This window comes from Saccharopolyspora soli, assembly GCF_022678645.1.
GTDB lineage: Bacteria > Actinomycetota > Actinomycetes > Mycobacteriales > Pseudonocardiaceae > Saccharopolyspora > Saccharopolyspora soli.
This window is the reverse complement of sequence record NZ_JALBWV010000044.1, coordinates 37,020-52,969: the sequence shown is the minus strand read 5'-3', so window position 1 is coordinate 52,969 and position 15,950 is coordinate 37,020. Positions and strand designations below refer to the sequence as shown.

Here is a 15,950-nt window from a genome sequence, read left to right as displayed (position 1 = left end):
CGGGCTCTGGTGTACCGATTAATACACGAAAGATGCGCGGCGTATGTTCCGAAAATCCCGGTGTTTTGGTCAAGCCGTCTCATCATGTTGGACTGACTAGTACAGGGTGTACACGCGGGTACTCTGGGGATATGACCGATGCTGATCTGCACTTCTACTTCGACCCGGTCTGCCCGTTCGCCTGGATGGCGAGCAAGTGGGTGCGCCTTGTTCAGCGGCAGCGGAACTACGACGTGGATTGGCGATTCATCTCGCTCCGGCTCGTCAACGCCGATGTCGACTATGGCGCGCAGTTCCCGTCGGAGTACGAGGCATCCCACACCGCGGGTTTGAGGCTGCTGCGGGTGGCGGCGCGTATCCGGCGGCAGCACGGACGGGAACCCGTCGGGGCGTTCTACGAGGCGCTGGGGGAGGAAACGTTCGAGCGGGAGAGCGTGCCCGGAGGCAGCGCCGCCGCGGTGCATCGAGGCGTCCGAAATCTGGCGTCGGAGGCGCTGGCGCGCATTGGATTGCGACCGGACTACGCGGATGCGTTGGAGGACTTGTCCTGGGACGAGGAGATCCAGGCCGAGACGGACGTCGCTCTGACTTTGACGGGTAAGGACGTCGGGACTCCTATCCTGCATTTCGAGCCGCCCGCCGGTACCGCGTTGTTCGGGCCAGTGATCAGCCGCCTCCCGGACGAGGACCAGGCCGCCGAGCTGTGGGAGCACGTGGTCGCCTTGGCGCGCTTTCCCGGCTTCGCCGAGCTCAAGCGCAGCCTGCGCGAGCAACCGCAGCTACCGTCTTTCGGCGTCCGCCCCAGCGAGGTCGGCATTCAGGAGGACTGGCACGGCGGAAGTCGGCGGCTGAAAAAGTAAGCGTCGGCGCACCGTGCGGTCGGCGCTGGCGCACACCTACGTGCCGCACCTCAGCGGACACCCGTGATCGTGCCCTTACCCGATGACTGGCGTGAGCAGTGGCATGTGGTGGCGGGATGGGGTGCTGAGGCGCGTGCGCCGAGCGGATAGCCCATGGGCCGTTCGGTCCACGGCATGAGGTGGGGGCGTCGGCGATGACGGCAACGAACTTCGAGGCGAACCGCGCGCGTGTGATCGGGATCGCTGCTGATCTCTTCGCCCAGAACGGCTATCACGGCACCGGCATGGCCGAACTCGGCCAGGCGGCCGGTCTCGGGCGGGGAGCGCTCTACCACTACATCGGCAGCAAGGAGGCCGTGCTCTACGCGATCAGCAAGGAGCAGGTCGACAAGATGAACAGCTACGCCGAGGAGTTGCTCGATCAAGAGCTGGACGCCGAGGAACTGCTCCGCCAGATGGCGCGCGGGCTGCTGCGCAACATCGCCGAGCACCGTGCGGAGTGGGCGGTGTTCTTCCGCGAGTACACCGCGCTGACCGGAGAGGGGCGCGATCACGTCGTCGCGGCCCGGGAGCGTTACGAGAGCTACTGGAGGCGGGCGCTGGACAGCGGGAGGCGCGCCGGTGTGCTGCGTCCGACGCCCCGGCTCCTGGTGAAGGGCATCCTCGGCATGCTCAACTACACCTACCTGTGGTTCGAGCCTGCTGGCGGGCTGACGCCAGACGAGGTGGCGGACATGTTCCTCGACGCGTTGATCGAGGGGATCCGGGCGTGAGCCCGCTGGACCCAACCGTTACTTTCCTGGACTGAGCGGTCTATCAGTGTGCCGAAACTTCATGCGCCAAGCTGCGATCGTTGAGAAAGTGATTGGATCGATCGGTACACACATTCTTTCGCGCTCGATCTGGCGAAACGCTTCGGGCGTCCGGACGAGTACGCGCGGCTCGTGGTGGGCATCGTCGAGCACGACCACCTGAACGGGGAGGTCATCCGCATGGGCGGGGCGATCCGGATGGCGCTGCGGCTCGTCGATGAGACGATCCGCCCCACGACCAGTGTCGAGGGACTCACCGCACTCGAACCGTCCTTCGTGGACGACGTGTCGTGATCGTGGGATCCGCGGTCGGCTCCGTCGGCCTCCCAGGTGACACGGCATACGCGAGCGTGAAGGCGGCCGCCGTGGGGTTCGCCCGGTCGCTGGCGAAGGAGCTCGCGCCGAACGGAGTGCGGGTCAACGTGCTCGCGCCGGGTTTCGTCGATACCGACATGGCCTCGGCCGTCCCGGATGCCTCGCGCCGCAGGATCGCTGACGCGACCCCGCTCGGACGGTTCGGCACGGTCGAGGAGATCGCGCGCGCCGCTGTGTTCCTGTCCGAGGACGCGACATTCTGCACGGGCGCTGTACTCGCCGCTGACGGCGGCTGGACCCCGTGAGAGCCTGTTCCTAGTCTCGGGTGGGGCGTTTGCTGGTGGTGTGGATCATGGCCCAGCGGACGATGGCTTCGTGGTGTTGCGGGAGGCGTTCGTAGTCGCGGACGCAGCGGCGGTGTTGGTTGATCCAGGCCAGGGTGCGTTCCACGACCCACCGGCGCGGGAGAACGACGAACCCTGTTTGACCTGCGAGTTTGGTGACGATCTCGATGGTGAACCCGAACAACGCCTGGGCCCAGTTGAGCAGGGTGCCGGTGTAGCCGCCGTCGGCCCAGATCAGCCGGATGCTCGGGCAGAGATATTTCAAGCGGGCCAGCAGGGTGCGGGCGGCGACACGGTCCTGCACTCCGGCGCCGGTGACGAGCACGCAGATCAGCAGGCCGAGGGTGTCCACGGCGATGTGACGCTTGCGGCCGTTGATCTTCTTGCCCGCATCGAAACCGCGACTATCAGCACTGACGGTCTCGGCTGCCTTGACGGAGGCGGAGTCGATACTGCCCGCGCTGGGGGCGGCGCGGCGGCCCTCGGCCAGGCGTGCCCGGTCGCGTAGCCCGTCGAGTAAGCTCTGCGTCGCGCCTGCGGATTCCCACGCGGCGAAGTAATTGTACACAGTGGACCACGGCGGGAAATCCGCTGGTAGAGCCGGCCATTTGATGCCGTTGTCGACCACATACAAGATCGCGTCCACGATCTCGCGGCGGCAATGCACCGCCCGCCGTCCGCCGCGTCCGGCCAACCGGCCCGGCGTCGGCAACAAGGGTTCGATGATCGCCCACTGCGCGTCGCTGGTGTCCGACGGGTAACGACGTGACCTGTGCGAACGCCGATGTGAGGTGGCCAGCAGGCAGCACCGCCCACCCCGTGCGTGAACCAGCGACGTACTCGGGCACGATGACACCCTGGGATTCCTCGGTAGAGCGGATGACTAGGCATCAACCGATCTACCAGGAGTCCCTTCTCATGCCCGCACCACCCCGGCAGCCAAGATCAAGTTCAAGAACAGGCTCTCAGAACGACCATTCGCGTTCCCAGGCGCGCATGCACACGCGGCGGGCGAGGTGTTGGGTTCCGGCGATCAGGGCGATGCAGGCCAGTTCGATCACCAGCAGCACGAGCACCGCGGCGAAGATCGCCGATGCGGTGACCGAGCTCTCGCTGGGCGGCGGCGGGGCGCGGTTGCCTGCCTGGTCGACCCACACCGTCAGGCTGTCGCCCGCGGAGCTGTCTTCCGGCACCTGGATGGTCGCGGTGTGCGGCTGCTGGCCGAGCCCGTCGCGCCACTCGACAACCGCGGTCGAGCTGACGCCGCGTGGGGTGTGGGACTCGGAGACCGGCACGCTCAACTCGGGACTGGTGATCAGCACCGCGGTCACCGGTCGGGTGGTCGCCGCCGATACCGCTGCTCGCTGCGTCAGATCGGCGTGCAGTGACGCGCCGAACAAGCCCGATGCCGGGATCGCGATCAGCGCCACCATCAACAGCAGCAGCGAGATGCCTGCCGCCATTCGATCGATCGGCCTGCGCAACGGGTTCCGATTCACGCCCAGTGCGTTTACCAACCATGCTGCGTGCGCTTTCAGCGCCACGACCATGCCAACCTCCAGACTGCCGGTGCACCGTGTGCCGCGAACGACCGCCGTTGGTTGTGCCATGTTGTGCGCGGCACCCTCCACCAGATTTGTCGTCCTTGGCCACTCAGCAGTTAACACAACGTGATCAATCAAACACTATCGGTGTATATGAGTACCGTTACTCACACACAGTGTTTGCGCGCTGGGATGGCTGCGAGATCCAAACGTTCGAACAGTGTTCGGCTCGCGTGCTTCCCGAGCCGTTGCGGATCTCGGTCATCCAACTTTCCGACCGCGCTCGATCCTGCTGCCTGTTCCATGCCGTTTCAGACCGCGATCGAAACCCAGCACGACGGTGATCGCAGGATCTTCGCTTGGTCCACAGAGGACCCACCACTACATGCCCGGTACCGACTGGAATGGCACTTTCACAACGACACCCACGCCGCGCAGTCAGCCCTGTGGGTGCCGAAAACCCTATCCGGTCAGGTCACGCGGGGTGCTGGTATTCGTGGAGTATGCCGCCGAGTCGATCACGTCGTCGGATGTTGAGGTGGCTGACCCGATCCGGCTCGGTGATGGGTGCTGGTAGCGGGCGTTGTGGGGCTGCGGAGTGTAGTGCCGGGTGGGGCCGGTGCTCGTTGTAGAAGGACTCGTACTCGCGCAGGGCGTGTACGAGGTGTGCCTGGTTCAGGATGAGGGTTCGGTCGAGGAGTTCGGTTCGGCATGTTCGGATCCAGCGTTCCATGGTCGCGTTCATGCGCGGCACGCGAATTCCGGTTTTGGTGATTGCGATGCCGCTGTCGGCGAGGACGGCATCGAAGGCGGCTGTGTACCTGCTGTCACGGTCCCGGATCAGGTACTTCACGGTGGCGGCGGTGTCCTGGATATCCATGATTCCTCGCCATTTGGGTGGTCCAGGCTGCGGTGGGGTGAGCGGTCGCGCCGAGCACGCGGATGCGGCGACTGGCGTGCTCGATGACGGCGAGGACGTAGAGCCGCGCTCCGGTCAGGGTTCTGGTCTCGAAGAAGTCGGCGGCCAGGATCGCCTGCGCTTGGTGGCGCAGAAATGTCGCCCAGGTCAGGTGGTCGCGGTGAGGTGCAGGTTCGATGCCGTTGACCTTGAGGATCTCCCAAACCGTGGAAGCCGCGACCCCCAGAGCGGCCAGTTCGCCGTGGATTCTCCGATAGCCCCAGCTCGGGTTTTCGCGGGCCAGACGCAGGACGAGGGCACGGATGCTGCGCACGGTAGGCGGTCGGCCCGGCTTCTTCGGGCGGGAGGCTTTGCTGTGGTGGCGGCGTAAGAGGTCGCGGTGCCAGCGCAGGATGGTGTCGGGGGAGACGATCAGGTGGATCTGTCGCAGCGTCGGCCAGGGTATGCGGTGTAGTAGGGCGGCGAGAAATGCCCGGTCGGGCCGGGCGAAACGAGCCCTGCCGACCTGACGTTGAAGGATTGCGAGTTGGTGGCGCAGCGCCAGGATCTCGATGTCTTTGTCGGTGCTGGTCATCGGTAGTAACCGTAGGAACGCGAACATGCCGGTGACAGCGAGGTAGGGGAGTCGTAGCAGCACGATGGGTGATCCTGGCGTGCTTGCCCTGCCGTCCTCAGCAGGACCCGAGAAACTGCACGTCACAGCACATGGATGAGGTTTTCGGCACCCACAACGCCGCCATGCTGCCCTTTCCACACCGAAGCGCCCTGGCCGACCACGCACCGTCCGCTCCGTCCGCGCTTTGGTGCTGCGCCTGGCAAAGGAGAACCCCAGCTGGGGATACCGCCGACTCCACGGCGAATTGCTCACCCTGGGAGTGAAAGTAGCCGCGTCCACCGTCTGGGAAATCTTGCAAGGGGCCGGGATCGACCCGGCACCCGAACGCAACTCCAGCGCATGGGCCGACTTCTTGCGCTCCCAGGCCGACGCCTTGCTGGCTTGCGACTTCTTCGAAACCGTCACCCGCTCCGGGACGCGGATGTACGTGTTCGCCGTCATCGAACACACCACCCGGCGAATCCGGATCCTGGGCGCCGCCTCGCACCCGACCGCCGCGTGGGTCGCCCAAGCCGCAAAGAATCTCGTCATGGACCTCGAGGACACCGACTGCCGCGCGCGATTCCTGATCCGGGACCGAGACGGGAAGTTCCCCGCCCTAGTTCGATGCCGTCCTGACGGATACGAGGATCGAGGTCGTGCTCAGCGGCGTCCAGATGCCGAGAATGAACTCAATCATGGAAAGGTGGGTGCAGACCTGCCGACGCGAACTCCTCGACCGCACACTGATCTGGAACCAGCGACACCTGCTCCATGCCCTGTGCGAGTTCGAACAGTTCTACAACTCCCACCGCCCTCACCAAGGCATCGCGAACGCCCGCCCGCTACGTCCCTTGCCCGCACCGGTCGCCAATCCGGAGCAGCTCGACCCCCTCACCATACGTCGACACGACCGGCTGGGTGGCATCCTTCACGAGTACCAACGCGCAGCATGACCTGCACGGATGCGGTTTTCGGCAAGGGCACGGTCAGTAGAGGGCATCAGGCGCCGCGTTCCATAACCCTGATGATCAACCTCGTGTAGTAGGTAGGTTGTGCGATTTGGCGCTAGCCGCGGAGGTTGAATCGTTCCGCGAATTCGGACATCTCGTCGCGCTGTTCGGTCGGGTCGGTGGCCGTGCTGCTGACGACGATGCGGGTCACGCCTTCCTCGGCTAGTTGCTCGGCTCGCTCGGTGGTCAGCTCGATGGAGCCCATCCGGGTGTAGTCCAGCGCGTGCGGGTCGCGGCCCGCGTCGGTGGCGGCCTGCTGGGCCAGCCGCAGTTGGATGGCGCGCTCGTCGGGGTGGACGATGCCGCCGGGGAAGTACCCGTCGCCGCGGCGTCCGGCGCGGCGGGCGGGCCGCTCGGCTGGACCCGCCGACGTGGATGGGCAGGTGCGTGGTCCGGTATGGCTTGGGGAAGCTGCTCAGCTTGTCGAAGTGAAGAACTCGCCCTGGAAGCTGACGCCTTCTTCGTCGCCGCCCCAGAGCAGGCGCATGACGTCGATGGCCTCGTCGGCGCGGCGGCCGCGGCTGTCGAAGTCGACGCCCACCGCGCTGGCCTCGCCTGGTAGGGCGCCGACTCCGATGGCCAGCAGCCGCATCCGCCCTTTGGACAGCACGTCGACGGTGGCCAGACGCTTAGCGAGGGTGACCGGGTGGTGATACGGCAGAAGGAGCACCCCGGTGCCGAGCAGGATCCGCTCAGTCGCCGCGGCGACGAAGCTCAAGCAGTCGAGCGGGTCCAGATAGGACAGTGATGGCGGGTAGCTCGAGTCCGCCGACCGCCGCGCCGGGGTACAGCACGATGTGTTCGGGCAGGTAGAACCCTTCGAACCCACAAGCCTCAGCGTGCTGGGCGTACGCCGCGATGATGTCTGGGTCGACCCCGTGGTACGGCGGGGCGTAGCTGATGGCGAATTTCATCGGCAGTCCAATCAAGGCACAAGCGGGCCGCGCAGCACCCGGCGGGCGGCCAAGTGGTCGCCGGTCACCTCGTTCCACGGCAAGGGGACGCGGCCCCACAGCGCCAGCAGCAACTCGGCAGCGGTACCGCTCAGCGTGGCGACCGCTTCCCCAGGCCCAAATAGCCAGGAACTGTTGAGGTCGGTGGCAGTGAGGCGGACCGCCACCGAAGGCCGGATGGCCCGGCCGCGCTGCACCTGGCGAGGCGCGAGCACCTCGATGACCTCCGCGATCCCGTCGCCGCACAGCAACGGGTCAAGCTGGCTGGGCAGGCCGAGTGCGTGTTCGGCGTCCCAGCGGTGCACCAATGTCTCCAGGCAGCGGCGCCGACGCCAGAACCCAACCGTGTGTGGCGGGAAGAAGGTCCAGGCCTCGGTAGCGGGATCGGCGGCAAGCGCGTCGGTCAGGATACGGGCGGTGTCCGCGAACCAGGCAACGATGTCGGCGGGCGCCGGCGATCGCTGGTGGTCGCCGTGGCGCTCGGTGACCGCGGTGGCTGCCCACAGGTTTTCCTGGCCGAGGTGTTCGGCGAGATCTCGCAGTGTCCAGTCGCCGCAGTGCTCGACCCGCGCGGACAGATCCCCGCTCAGGCAGTCTTCGAACGTGGCGAGCTCGCGACGCAGAAGCGCCAGATGATCAAGACCCACTCCGCTGACTCTACCCGGCGGGGCACCCAGCGGGGAGAGGACGATGCTCGGGCTCGCATCCTTGCGGCCGCGTCATGGCCATGCCCACGTCGGGCTGGGCCTCGTGCCGGTCCAGGATGGCCACGTCATGGGCAACGAGGAATTCCGCCGCTGGGCCGCAGGAGTAACACCGAGGACCTCATCTTCTGGCGACCATCGTCGTGATCGGAACATCACCTGCGACAGGCCAGCGACAATCAGCTACATCTGGTTGGGTGTGCTGATACCGAGGAAGCCCAGTCCTACGGCGAGCACTCGCGCGGTCGCAGCGCACAGTGCGAGACGGCTCGCGCGGAACTCATTCTCTGCGCGGAGCACGGGGCAGCGCTCGTAGAAGGTCATGAACGCGGTCGCAAGCCCATACAGGTAGGCGCACAAGCGGTGGAATTCCAGGGAGTCGCTGAGTTCGTGTACGAGATCCTCGAATCCCAGCAACGTGATCACGAGTTCACGCTCGGCTGGTTCGTTCACGGCAATCGGGCCTACCGCGTCCTCCGGTGAGGACTCGGCCCGGCTGAAGATCGACTGGATACGGGCGTGCGCGTATTGCAGGTACGGGGCTGTGTTCCCGTCGAACGACAGCATGCGGTCGTAGTCGAACACGTAGTCCCTGGTCCTGTCGGTCGACAGGTCGGCGTACTTGACCGCCCCGATACCCACAGCTTGGGCGACCGCGGCAGCGGTGTCCTCGTCCAACTCAGGGTTCTTGATCTTCACCTGTTCTTCGGCGCGTGTGACTGCTTCCTTCAACAGGTCGATCAGTTTCACCGACTCGCCCGCCCGGCTACGCAGGATCTTGCCGTCCGCAGCGAGGATCGAGCCGTGTCCGACGTGCTCGACCTCCATAGGCGGGGTCACCCAACCCGCGTCACGGGCTGCCTGGAACACCATCTGGAAGTGGGTTTTCTGGGGCAGACCCACCACATAGAGCAACCGGGTGCCGTTGAGCTCCCTTGTCCGGTATCGGATGGCGGCCAAGTCGGTGACGTCGTATCCGTAGCCACCGTCGGTTTTCATGACGATCAGGGGCAGCGGCTCGCCATCACGGTTCGTGAACCCAGCGGGGAACACGCACCGCGTACCCTCGCTGGACTGAAGCAAACCCAATGCGTCCAGTTCCTCGACCACCGACGCGAGCTGGTCGTTGTAGAAGCTCTCGCCGACGAAGTCATCGCGGGTCAGGCGGACGTCCAGGAGGTCATAGACCGCCAGGAAGTACTCTTTGGACTCGTCGACCAAGACTTTCCACAACCGCAACGACAGCTCGTCCCCGCCCTGCAGCAACACCAGCCTGCGCCGGGACCTGTCCTTGAACGTCTCGTCGCTGTCGAACTTCTTGCGTGCCGCCTCGTAGAAGCTACCGAGCTCCCCAACAGACAGCTCGTGCGCGGCCTCGGCCTCGCCGATGTCCAGCAGGTGCTCGATGAGCATCCCGAAGGGCGTGCCCCACTCACCGATGTGGTTCTGCCGGATCACGGTGTGACCAAGCCACTCGAGCAGCCGCACCGTCGCATCACCGATGATCGTCGACCGCAGATGACCGACATGCGCTTCCTTGGAGGCATTAGGCGCTGAATAGTCGATCAACACGGTGTCTGGGTTCTCGGCTGGCAGAACACCAAGCCGTTCATCTGCCGCGGTCTGTGTGACCAGGTCGGCGAGGACCTCGTTGCGAACGGTCAGATTGATGAAGCCCGGTCCAGCGATCTCCGTCGCCGAACACACATCATCGAGCATGGCTCGCTCGACAACCTGGCCAGCGATCTCTCGGGGGTTGCGGCCCAACTTGCGGGCGAGGGCCAGCGCAGCGTCGGCCTGGAAGTCAGCATGCTGCGATCGGCGCACGGCAGGATCCAACTGTTCACCAGCCATCGTCGTGAACGCCGCTGCAAGGCGTTGGTTCAATACTGCTTCCACACTGGCCATGGCTACACAAGGTACCGAGCGGCTTCTGCACGCGTCGCACGGTTTTCGACGTCACGGCCGGCGATCCGCATGGGCTGTGACCTTCACTATTCGACGTCCGCAATTCCCGGTCACGCTCGACGGCTGCCGAGCAGTCGTTGTCGTACCGCGGGATCGATGAGCGGCCGATTCTCGTGGCTGTAGGTTGAATTTTCCCGGTGTGGTGCGACCGTCACCGCAGGTGCGCACCTCATCCGCGACTTTGCCGGAGCCGTGCCGTGATCCTTCCCGCGTTCCTATCGGATGGCGTGTTCGCTGGGGCGTTGGCTGCGGTCGTGGCGGGTGAGGCGGTCTTGGAGTTTGGCGTGTCGGAATTGGTAGACCGGTCCAACGGCGCGTAGGACGTGTCGTGATCTTGCGTCCTCGAGGAACCGCATCAGCCGCCATGGTGTGTGCTGCCGCATGCTCAGGAAGGCCGCAGATGCGAGCGTGTGTGATGCTGGTGAGATCGCGAAGACACAAATGAAGCCGAACACGAGGCCGGACGTGAGCCCAGTCTCGAACGACCGCTCGATGAAGGGGTCTGTCATCGAGATCATCAGCCCGGACAAGAGCCCAGTCACGAGGCCGAGAGTTAGCCCGAATACAAGTCCGACGGTCGCGTCCTGCCGCCAGGTTTCGTAGGGATCGGTTGAGCTGGTATTGCCGACGTTCGGCTGCCCGAACCCGACAGTGAATGAGGACCCCAGCGCGGCCACTAAAGCCTGTCCCGTATTGATCGAATATTGGTGGCGTGCATGGGAAAGCGTGGCTTGCGGCGTGGCGGCGGGTGTTCAGCGGGTCATGGTGAGGTTGCGCATGAGGGCCACGCCCCTGGCGGCGTGCCAGATACCGTCGCGTTTGCGTCGGGGAGTTGCGCAGGATGTTCCAGGACTTCATGTGCGCCAGGGAGTGCTCAACGCTCATATTCGACTTTTGCTGCTGAGGGCGGGGCAGGAGGACAGTGGTAGGCGGCTCGGAGTTAGTAATTGCATGAGGAAATGTGTCTGCTGGTCAACATTCTGGTCAACATTGGGGGTAGGCGTCATTCTGAGTAGTGGTCGTCTTGGATGCTTACTCTGCGGTGGCGGAGTCGGTCGGTATCGAAGCACTTCGGCCAGACTGTTGTGGCATCGCATTGCGCACCAGCGAGTATTGCGCTGTCGAGGATGGCATCGTGCAAATGCGCTCCGTGCAGCTTGGCTCCCGTGAGATTTGCTCCTCGTAAGTCTGCTCCGGTCAGATGCGCGTTTGTGAGGTTGACGTTCATGAAACTTGCGTTCTTGAGGTACGACCGTCGGAGATCGGCCGACTTCATGTCGCTTCCGTCGAAGCGCGTTCCTGGCAACCAGGAACGGGCAAGGTTGGAGTATCGAAGCTGGGTGTTGGTCAATCGTCCGTCGGAGAGCTGGAGACCGCGAAGGTCCGCACGTGACAAGTAGAGCTGTTCGGCGGTCCTGAGGGTGTGCCGCTTACCCAAGGTGATCATTGCGGCCTGGACGTCTGGTGCACGGATCTGTAGCCACGGGCGCTCCTCCACTGTTGAGGATGGATGGTGCGGACCATCGGACATCCCGGCGTGCCAGGGAGCGTGGTTGCGGATGAACGCGGCGAGAACGAACTGAATGGTACTGCGGTCTGCGGAGGAGTCGCGCGCAATACGTTCAAGCGCGAAGATACCACCGATACGAATGTTGACGTTTTCGCTACCGATTTGGTCGACAGCCCGAGTGAACCGCTCTGTGATTTGCCCTTCACGGCTGACGTGAACCTGTCGCCAGGTCGCTGCAGCACCGATGATGACGAGCATGCCGCCTACTGCTTGCAGCACGACAGAGCGGAAATTGTTCTGCAACTGCGCCTGCGACTGTTGTAGTTGGATGCGGGTACTCGGATCGTTGATTCGTTGTATGTCCATTTCGGACAATGATGGGTAGAGTGATTGAGGAACAATCGTCAGCCCGTTGACAACGAGGGCGGTCAAGCCCGTGCTAGCTAACGCCGCCGCTACCCATAAGATCGTTTTTCTGGTCACGGAGCCGATGCTCCTACATTTCTTGGCTTTGTCGATCCGCCAACAGTCTTACTACGCCAACGTCACCGACAGTCAAGGCCTGCTCTCCATCTCCGCGCTGTTAATCCCAGCGGAGAGGCTCGTCGTCGACCGAACGAGAGAACGTCGAACGCCGCGCCTCGCCGAGGCGGAGCGTCGGTTGCGGCACTTCCAGGATGCGATCAAGGCCCGGGGGACCCGGCTGCGTTGGTCGCATCCATCAACGACGCTCAAGCCGGGCGCCAGGAGGCTCAAGCCGGGCTCGCCAACGGACCGGCACCCAACGCGCCGACCGACGCTGAGATCTACGCCATGATCGATCCGTTGGGTGACGTCGGATGAGCTCTGAACAGGTTTGAGGCGTGTTAGGGGGCAGGCCGCACCGGTGATCTGCGGCGCCTGTTTCCGGCCATGCCACGCGATCAGCGGTTCAGCCGGTGGCCGTAAACGATCATCCTGGTCCTTGGTGTGGTGGTGCACGCCCATGCGGTGCGGGGAGGGGCCGGGGATGAGCGGCGCGGATGGTGACGGGCGAGCTGGCAACCGAGACGTGGCTGGGTGGCCGTCGCAAGGCGACCCGGACGATGACCGGGTCGGTACCGTGCGTGTGCACCCGGCTGACGAGCCCCGCGATCCCGAGGCCCGACGCGTTATCAAGACATCGACCGGCGTGTGGGTGCCCGTGACCCGGCCGCCGATCCCGCCCCAGGCGGAAAGGGGCGCCGAGCTGCACACCTGGCCGCACCAGTCCCTGGAGAGCCTGGCCCTCGCACTCGGTCATCCCGACGCCGACCGGGACGCCCGCGGTCGCCAGGTTCCGGACTTCTGGGAGGTTGCGAAGTTGTACTGCCGAGCCCTGCGGAACTTGAGCGACCTTCACGACGAGTGGCGCGAGCGCTACCGCGGGCGAGTAGCGCCGGAGAGCCCGCGCGTGCGGACTCACGCCCATGCGGCACGCTCGTGATCAAACAGACCATGCTTGCCCTGCCAACCCACACGTCCAATTACCAGCATCGCCGCAGCTCAAGCGATGGCGGAAGAGACTTGGACCGGTGGTAGGCGCGTATCCGGATGGGATTTGCACCCCCACCGGAAAAGATGCAGGTCGGAAGGCTGAAGTGTAAGCAATCATCCGCGCAGGAATGAAGAAACCCCAGGTCAAACCCCTTGACCTGGGGAAACGCCTGTGTCCGAGGAGGGAGTTGCTCGCTAACCACACGGCTTCTGGTTCCCGACGTCGGGTGAGGTCGAAGGCTTTTTGCTGTCCCGCTGAGGTCTCGTCCGGGACACCTCGGTGGGACATGCGGATTTGCTATGTGAACTGCGAAATCGGCCCTTGCGCCTCGGCTTGGGACGAGGCGCTGGTAGGTGTCCCACCCCTCGTCGGGACGCGGGCACTAAAGGTCAACCCCGATCACCTGCACCCGTACATGATCCACTACCGCCCAGACCCGTGACTACGGGACTGCCTTTAGTCATTGTCCAGGACCACCCGCAAGGTGTAGTCGCGGACCCGCTGGGACACCGCCTGGCGCAGGGCGATCGGTGTTTCGTCTTGTAAGCGTCGTCGACGCGCTTCTTGGTCGGCTCGTCGATGACCGGTTCGATGCGGGCCTGGTAGCGGGCGCTGTGGTCGAGGAATGTGGCGGTTCCCGTGCGGCGGATGCGGCGGTACCAGGCTGAGTTCTCGCCGTAGCCGTTACGGATGTGGGGACGCCGTCGATGAGAACGCCCCAGATGGGCCTGGTGATCTCACGGCCGTCGTTGGTTGTGGTGACGATTGTGATTGATTGTCTGTGTGCGGGCGAAGTAATCCTGGCCGGTCATTCTGATGCTCCTTCCGGTCCGAACTGCCGACGGGCCGTGCGGCCGCCGGAAAGGGTTGATGGCAGCCGCACGGGGTCGGTGAGGTTAGTCGCCGAGGGCGATGTAGGCCTCGTTGGCGGCGAGGACTTTTCGTCCGTCGAGGTCGGCGGACATCTTTGGGGCGACGAAGTCGGAGGCCCACGGTGCGGTCTGGAATCGAAGGGGCGGGTTGTCCTGGGTCAGCAAGTGAAGGACTTGCTGACCGACCTCTTCAGAGGGCTGCACCGCGCCGGTATTGGCGATGATCCGTGAGAGCAGGTCCCAGGGTTCGGGGTAGGGGCTGTTCTCGATGTGTTCGTTGGGTAGGAGCCGCTCGAACCGCCGCGGTGCCATCACATCGGTGGCGACGGGGCCGGGCTCGATGATCGTGGTCTTCACGCCGTAGCGGGCGACCGCGGCGGCAAGGGACTCCACGGCGCCTTCGAGCGCGAACTTCGAGGAGGCGTAGGCGTCGTTGTACGGGGCGCCGACCAGACCATTCGCGCTGGTGGTCACGATCAGCCTGCCCTTGCTGGCTCGAAGGTGCGGCAGCACGGCCTTGATGACGGCCAGGTTGCCGAAGAAGTTGCGCTCCATGACGTACCGGTAGCCGTCCATGGTGATCTGTTCGGCGGTGCCGAGTGCGTAGATTCCGCCGGCCTGGGAGACGACCGCGTCGATGTGTCCGTAGGTCTTGGCCACATCGGCGACCAGTGTGTAGACGGCCGGGTGGTCGGTGATCTCCAGGAACCGCACGTCGAGTTCGACGCCGTGATCGGCGGCGTCCTTCCTCAACTGGGCCATCCGCTCCGGGTCACGGCCCGTTGCGACGACGGCGTACCCGGCGGCCGCGGCATCGAGGGCGATGACGCGCCCCATACCGGATGTGGTGCCCGTCACGATCAGCACCTTCTTGTCCTTGTGGCTCACGGTGAAACCCTCTCATTTAGCGCACAACATGTGCGTTATTGACTGTAGGCGCACCCGGGAAACCTGTCAACGCACATGGTGTGCGTTATAGTGAAGGGGTGGGAGGCTCAGCGTTTCAGCGCGCGCGGTCGGCGGAGCACAAGCAGCAGCGTGCTCAGGACCTGATCGATGCCGCGCGCGAACTCGCGCTCCAGCAGGGTGTCAAGTCGGTGACGTTGACCGCGGTGGCGCAGCGCGCCGGTGTGCACCATTCCGCGGTTCGCCGCTACTTTGATTCCCATCGCGACGTGCTTCTCCATCTGGCCGCGGAGGGCTGGAACCGGTGGTCCGACGCGGTGGTGGGCGAGCTTCGCGATCGGCAGGTCTCACCCGCCGAGCTCGCCGGGATCCTGACCGCAACGCTCGCCAGCGACCCGCTGTTGTGTGACCTGTTGGCGAATGTGCCGCTACACCTCGAGCACGATGTGGATGTAGATCGTGTGGTCGAGTTCAAGCGATACAGCCGTGCCGCGATCGCCCGGATGCGGGAGGCGATTGTGGCCGGAGTTCCGGGTCTGGACGAGCCCGCCGCGCTTGACGTGATCACGGCGAGCAACGCCATGGCGGCGACGTTGTGGCAGGCCACCCATCCGGGTGCTGCGTTGGCGGCCGCACTGAACGCGGATCGCAGTTTGAGTTACCTCGCCGCGGGTGACTTCGAGCAAACCCTCGCGCGGCTGCTTACGGCCACCGTCACCGGCCTCACTCGCTGAGGCGTGTTCACTATTTCGCAAGGGCACACCCATGGCAGGCAAGACCTGGTTCATCACCGACACCTCCGCTGGCTTTGGCCGGCGAATGACCGAACTACTCCTCGAGCGCGGCGACCGGGTCGCGGCAACCCTGCGCCGCCCCGCGGCGATCGAGGACTTGCAGACCCGTTTCCCGCAGACGTTGTGGACGGCCCGGCTGGACGTGACCGACACGGAGCACGTGGGCGAGGTAGTCGAGTGGGCCTTCATCGCGAGCCGGGGGCACTAGTGGATCATGCGCGACCGGTTACCCTTACGCGGCAATGGGTTTCGACCCGCACAGCCGGAGCGGCCAAGCTTGACATTGGCGCCGAGTTCGGCGGCACTGCCGGCCGCAAACGGCTGA

The 15,950-nt window shown here is 64.8% G+C and carries 19 protein-coding genes and 2 pseudogenes; 10 read left to right on the top strand and 11 right to left on the bottom strand.

What is annotated here, in order from left to right; genetic code table 11:
• Positions 1 to 131: 131 nt before the first annotated feature.
• The 4 genes and pseudogenes from MOQ72_RS28725 to MOQ72_RS28710 all read left to right on the top strand — a co-directional run bounded on the left by MOQ72_RS28725 (position 132) and on the right by MOQ72_RS28710 (position 2,292).
• Positions 132 to 860 carry a DsbA family protein gene (locus MOQ72_RS28725; protein ID WP_242188852.1) on the top strand — a complete coding sequence of 243 codons (729 nt, stop codon included), beginning with the start codon at positions 132 to 134 and terminating at the stop codon, positions 858 to 860.
• 194 nt (positions 861 to 1,054) lie between these two features.
• Complete coding sequence (locus tag MOQ72_RS28720) at positions 1,055 to 1,633, top strand: TetR/AcrR family transcriptional regulator (protein ID WP_242188851.1); 579 nt, start codon at positions 1,055 to 1,057, stop codon at positions 1,631 to 1,633.
• 135 nt (positions 1,634 to 1,768) lie between these two features.
• Positions 1,769 to 1,882 (top strand): annotated as a pseudogene (locus MOQ72_RS28715) (3-hydroxyacyl-CoA dehydrogenase); the annotation flags it as partial.
• Between the two features lie 80 nt (positions 1,883 to 1,962).
• On the top strand, positions 1,963 to 2,292 hold the full coding sequence (locus MOQ72_RS28710; RefSeq protein ID WP_242188850.1) for an SDR family oxidoreductase: 330 nt from the start codon (positions 1,963 to 1,965) through the stop codon (positions 2,290 to 2,292).
• A 10-nt stretch (positions 2,293 to 2,302) separates the two neighbouring features.
• Here MOQ72_RS28710 and MOQ72_RS28705 read toward each other — a convergent pair whose 3' ends face one another.
• The 3 genes from MOQ72_RS28705 to MOQ72_RS28695 form a co-directional block, all read right to left on the bottom strand.
• Entirely contained in the window at positions 2,303 to 3,133 is an 831-nt protein-coding gene (locus tag MOQ72_RS28705; protein WP_372495568.1) for an IS5 family transposase, read from the bottom strand.
• Between the two features lie 163 nt (positions 3,134 to 3,296).
• On the bottom strand, positions 3,297 to 3,881 hold the full coding sequence (locus tag MOQ72_RS28700; RefSeq protein WP_242188848.1) for an Rv1733c family protein: 585 nt from the start codon (positions 3,879 to 3,881) through the stop codon (positions 3,297 to 3,299).
• A 469-nt stretch (positions 3,882 to 4,350) separates the two neighbouring features.
• Positions 4,351 to 4,755 carry an integrase core domain-containing protein gene (locus MOQ72_RS28695; protein ID WP_242188847.1) on the bottom strand — a complete coding sequence of 135 codons (405 nt, stop codon included), beginning with the start codon at positions 4,753 to 4,755 and terminating at the stop codon, positions 4,351 to 4,353.
• Between the two features lie 830 nt (positions 4,756 to 5,585).
• Here MOQ72_RS28695 and MOQ72_RS45750 point away from each other — a divergent pair.
• Both MOQ72_RS45750 and MOQ72_RS28685 read left to right on the top strand, forming a co-directional pair.
• Positions 5,586 to 5,645 (top strand): annotated as a pseudogene (locus MOQ72_RS45750) (hypothetical protein); the annotation flags it as partial.
• A 403-nt stretch (positions 5,646 to 6,048) separates the two neighbouring features.
• Positions 6,049 to 6,345: an integrase core domain-containing protein gene (locus tag MOQ72_RS28685; protein WP_242188845.1), complete on the top strand. Its 297-nt coding sequence runs from the start codon at positions 6,049 to 6,051 to the stop codon at positions 6,343 to 6,345.
• 112 nt (positions 6,346 to 6,457) lie between these two features.
• Here the strand turns inward: MOQ72_RS28685 and MOQ72_RS46080 are convergent, their stop codons facing one another.
• From MOQ72_RS46080 to MOQ72_RS45305, 6 genes are all read right to left on the bottom strand, one after another.
• Entirely contained in the window at positions 6,458 to 6,607 is a 150-nt protein-coding gene (locus MOQ72_RS46080) for a hypothetical protein (protein ID WP_242188844.1), read from the bottom strand.
• A 210-nt stretch (positions 6,608 to 6,817) separates the two neighbouring features.
• Positions 6,818 to 7,120 (bottom strand): LLM class flavin-dependent oxidoreductase, encoded by a 303-nt coding sequence (locus MOQ72_RS46075; protein ID WP_242188843.1) that lies wholly within the window; start codon positions 7,118 to 7,120, stop codon positions 6,818 to 6,820.
• Complete coding sequence (locus MOQ72_RS28670) at positions 7,095 to 7,316, bottom strand: hypothetical protein (protein ID WP_242188842.1); 222 nt, start codon at positions 7,314 to 7,316, stop codon at positions 7,095 to 7,097. Before MOQ72_RS28670 ends, MOQ72_RS46075 begins: the two co-directional genes overlap by 26 nt.
• 11 nt (positions 7,317 to 7,327) lie before the next feature.
• Entirely contained in the window at positions 7,328 to 8,002 is a 675-nt protein-coding gene (locus MOQ72_RS28665) for a maleylpyruvate isomerase family mycothiol-dependent enzyme (RefSeq protein WP_242188841.1), read from the bottom strand.
• A gap of 240 nt (positions 8,003 to 8,242) precedes the next feature.
• The gene (gene argS / locus MOQ72_RS28660) at positions 8,243 to 9,967 is read right to left on the bottom strand and encodes an arginine--tRNA ligase (protein ID WP_242188840.1); all 1,725 of its coding nucleotides are present in this window, start codon (positions 9,965 to 9,967) and stop codon (positions 8,243 to 8,245) included.
• Positions 9,968 to 11,030: 1,063 nt separating this feature from the next.
• Entirely contained in the window at positions 11,031 to 12,020 is a 990-nt protein-coding gene (locus MOQ72_RS45305; protein ID WP_242188839.1) for a pentapeptide repeat-containing protein, read from the bottom strand.
• A 225-nt stretch (positions 12,021 to 12,245) separates the two neighbouring features.
• Between MOQ72_RS45305 and MOQ72_RS44695 the strand changes: the two genes are divergently transcribed.
• Both MOQ72_RS44695 and MOQ72_RS28650 read left to right on the top strand, forming a co-directional pair.
• A complete protein-coding gene (locus MOQ72_RS44695) occupies positions 12,246 to 12,380 on the top strand; it encodes a hypothetical protein (RefSeq protein WP_277954833.1) in 135 nt (44 codons plus the stop codon).
• Positions 12,381 to 12,546: 166 nt separating this feature from the next.
• Positions 12,547 to 13,002 carry a hypothetical protein gene (locus tag MOQ72_RS28650; protein ID WP_242188838.1) on the top strand — a complete coding sequence of 152 codons (456 nt, stop codon included), beginning with the start codon at positions 12,547 to 12,549 and terminating at the stop codon, positions 13,000 to 13,002.
• A 440-nt stretch (positions 13,003 to 13,442) separates the two neighbouring features.
• On the opposite strand, the gene MOQ72_RS45740 is transcribed toward MOQ72_RS28650, so the two are convergent.
• The gene (locus MOQ72_RS45740; protein WP_372495567.1) at positions 13,443 to 13,745 is read right to left on the bottom strand and encodes a hypothetical protein; all 303 of its coding nucleotides are present in this window, start codon (positions 13,743 to 13,745) and stop codon (positions 13,443 to 13,445) included.
• A gap of 204 nt (positions 13,746 to 13,949) precedes the next feature.
• Entirely contained in the window at positions 13,950 to 14,813 is an 864-nt protein-coding gene (locus MOQ72_RS28645; protein WP_242188837.1) for an SDR family NAD(P)-dependent oxidoreductase, read from the bottom strand.
• Between the two features lie 80 nt (positions 14,814 to 14,893).
• Here MOQ72_RS28645 and MOQ72_RS28640 point away from each other — a divergent pair, with 80 nt between their 5' ends.
• Together MOQ72_RS28640 and MOQ72_RS28635 are read left to right on the top strand one after the other, a co-directional pair.
• Complete coding sequence (locus MOQ72_RS28640) at positions 14,894 to 15,565, top strand: TetR/AcrR family transcriptional regulator (protein ID WP_308197981.1); 672 nt, start codon at positions 14,894 to 14,896, stop codon at positions 15,563 to 15,565.
• 31 nt (positions 15,566 to 15,596) lie between these two features.
• A complete protein-coding gene (locus MOQ72_RS28635; protein ID WP_242188835.1) occupies positions 15,597 to 15,833 on the top strand; it encodes an SDR family NAD(P)-dependent oxidoreductase in 237 nt (78 codons plus the stop codon).
• Positions 15,834 to 15,950: the final 117 nt, after the last annotated feature.

Excerpts from the sequence above, each read along its gene's own strand:
- MOQ72_RS28650 (WP_242188838.1), top strand. The coding sequence starts at position 12,547 with ATGAGCGGCGCGGATGGTGACGGGCGAGCTGGCAACCGAGACGTGGCT.
- MOQ72_RS28700 (WP_242188848.1), bottom strand. The coding sequence starts at position 3,881 with ATGGTCGTGGCGCTGAAAGCGCACGCAGCATGGTTGGTAAACGCACTG.
- MOQ72_RS28670 (WP_242188842.1), bottom strand. The coding sequence starts at position 7,316 with ATGAAATTCGCCATCAGCTACGCCCCGCCGTACCACGGGGTCGACCCA.
- MOQ72_RS28695 (WP_242188847.1), bottom strand. The coding sequence starts at position 4,755 with ATGGATATCCAGGACACCGCCGCCACCGTGAAGTACCTGATCCGGGAC.
- argS (WP_242188840.1), bottom strand. The coding sequence starts at position 9,967 with ATGGCCAGTGTGGAAGCAGTATTGAACCAACGCCTTGCAGCGGCGTTC.
- MOQ72_RS28725 (WP_242188852.1), top strand. The coding sequence starts at position 132 with ATGACCGATGCTGATCTGCACTTCTACTTCGACCCGGTCTGCCCGTTC.
- MOQ72_RS46080 (WP_242188844.1), bottom strand. The coding sequence starts at position 6,607 with ATGGGCTCCATCGAGCTGACCACCGAGCGAGCCGAGCAACTAGCCGAG.
- MOQ72_RS28635 (WP_242188835.1), top strand. The coding sequence starts at position 15,597 with ATGGCAGGCAAGACCTGGTTCATCACCGACACCTCCGCTGGCTTTGGC.
- MOQ72_RS28720 (WP_242188851.1), top strand. The coding sequence starts at position 1,055 with ATGACGGCAACGAACTTCGAGGCGAACCGCGCGCGTGTGATCGGGATC.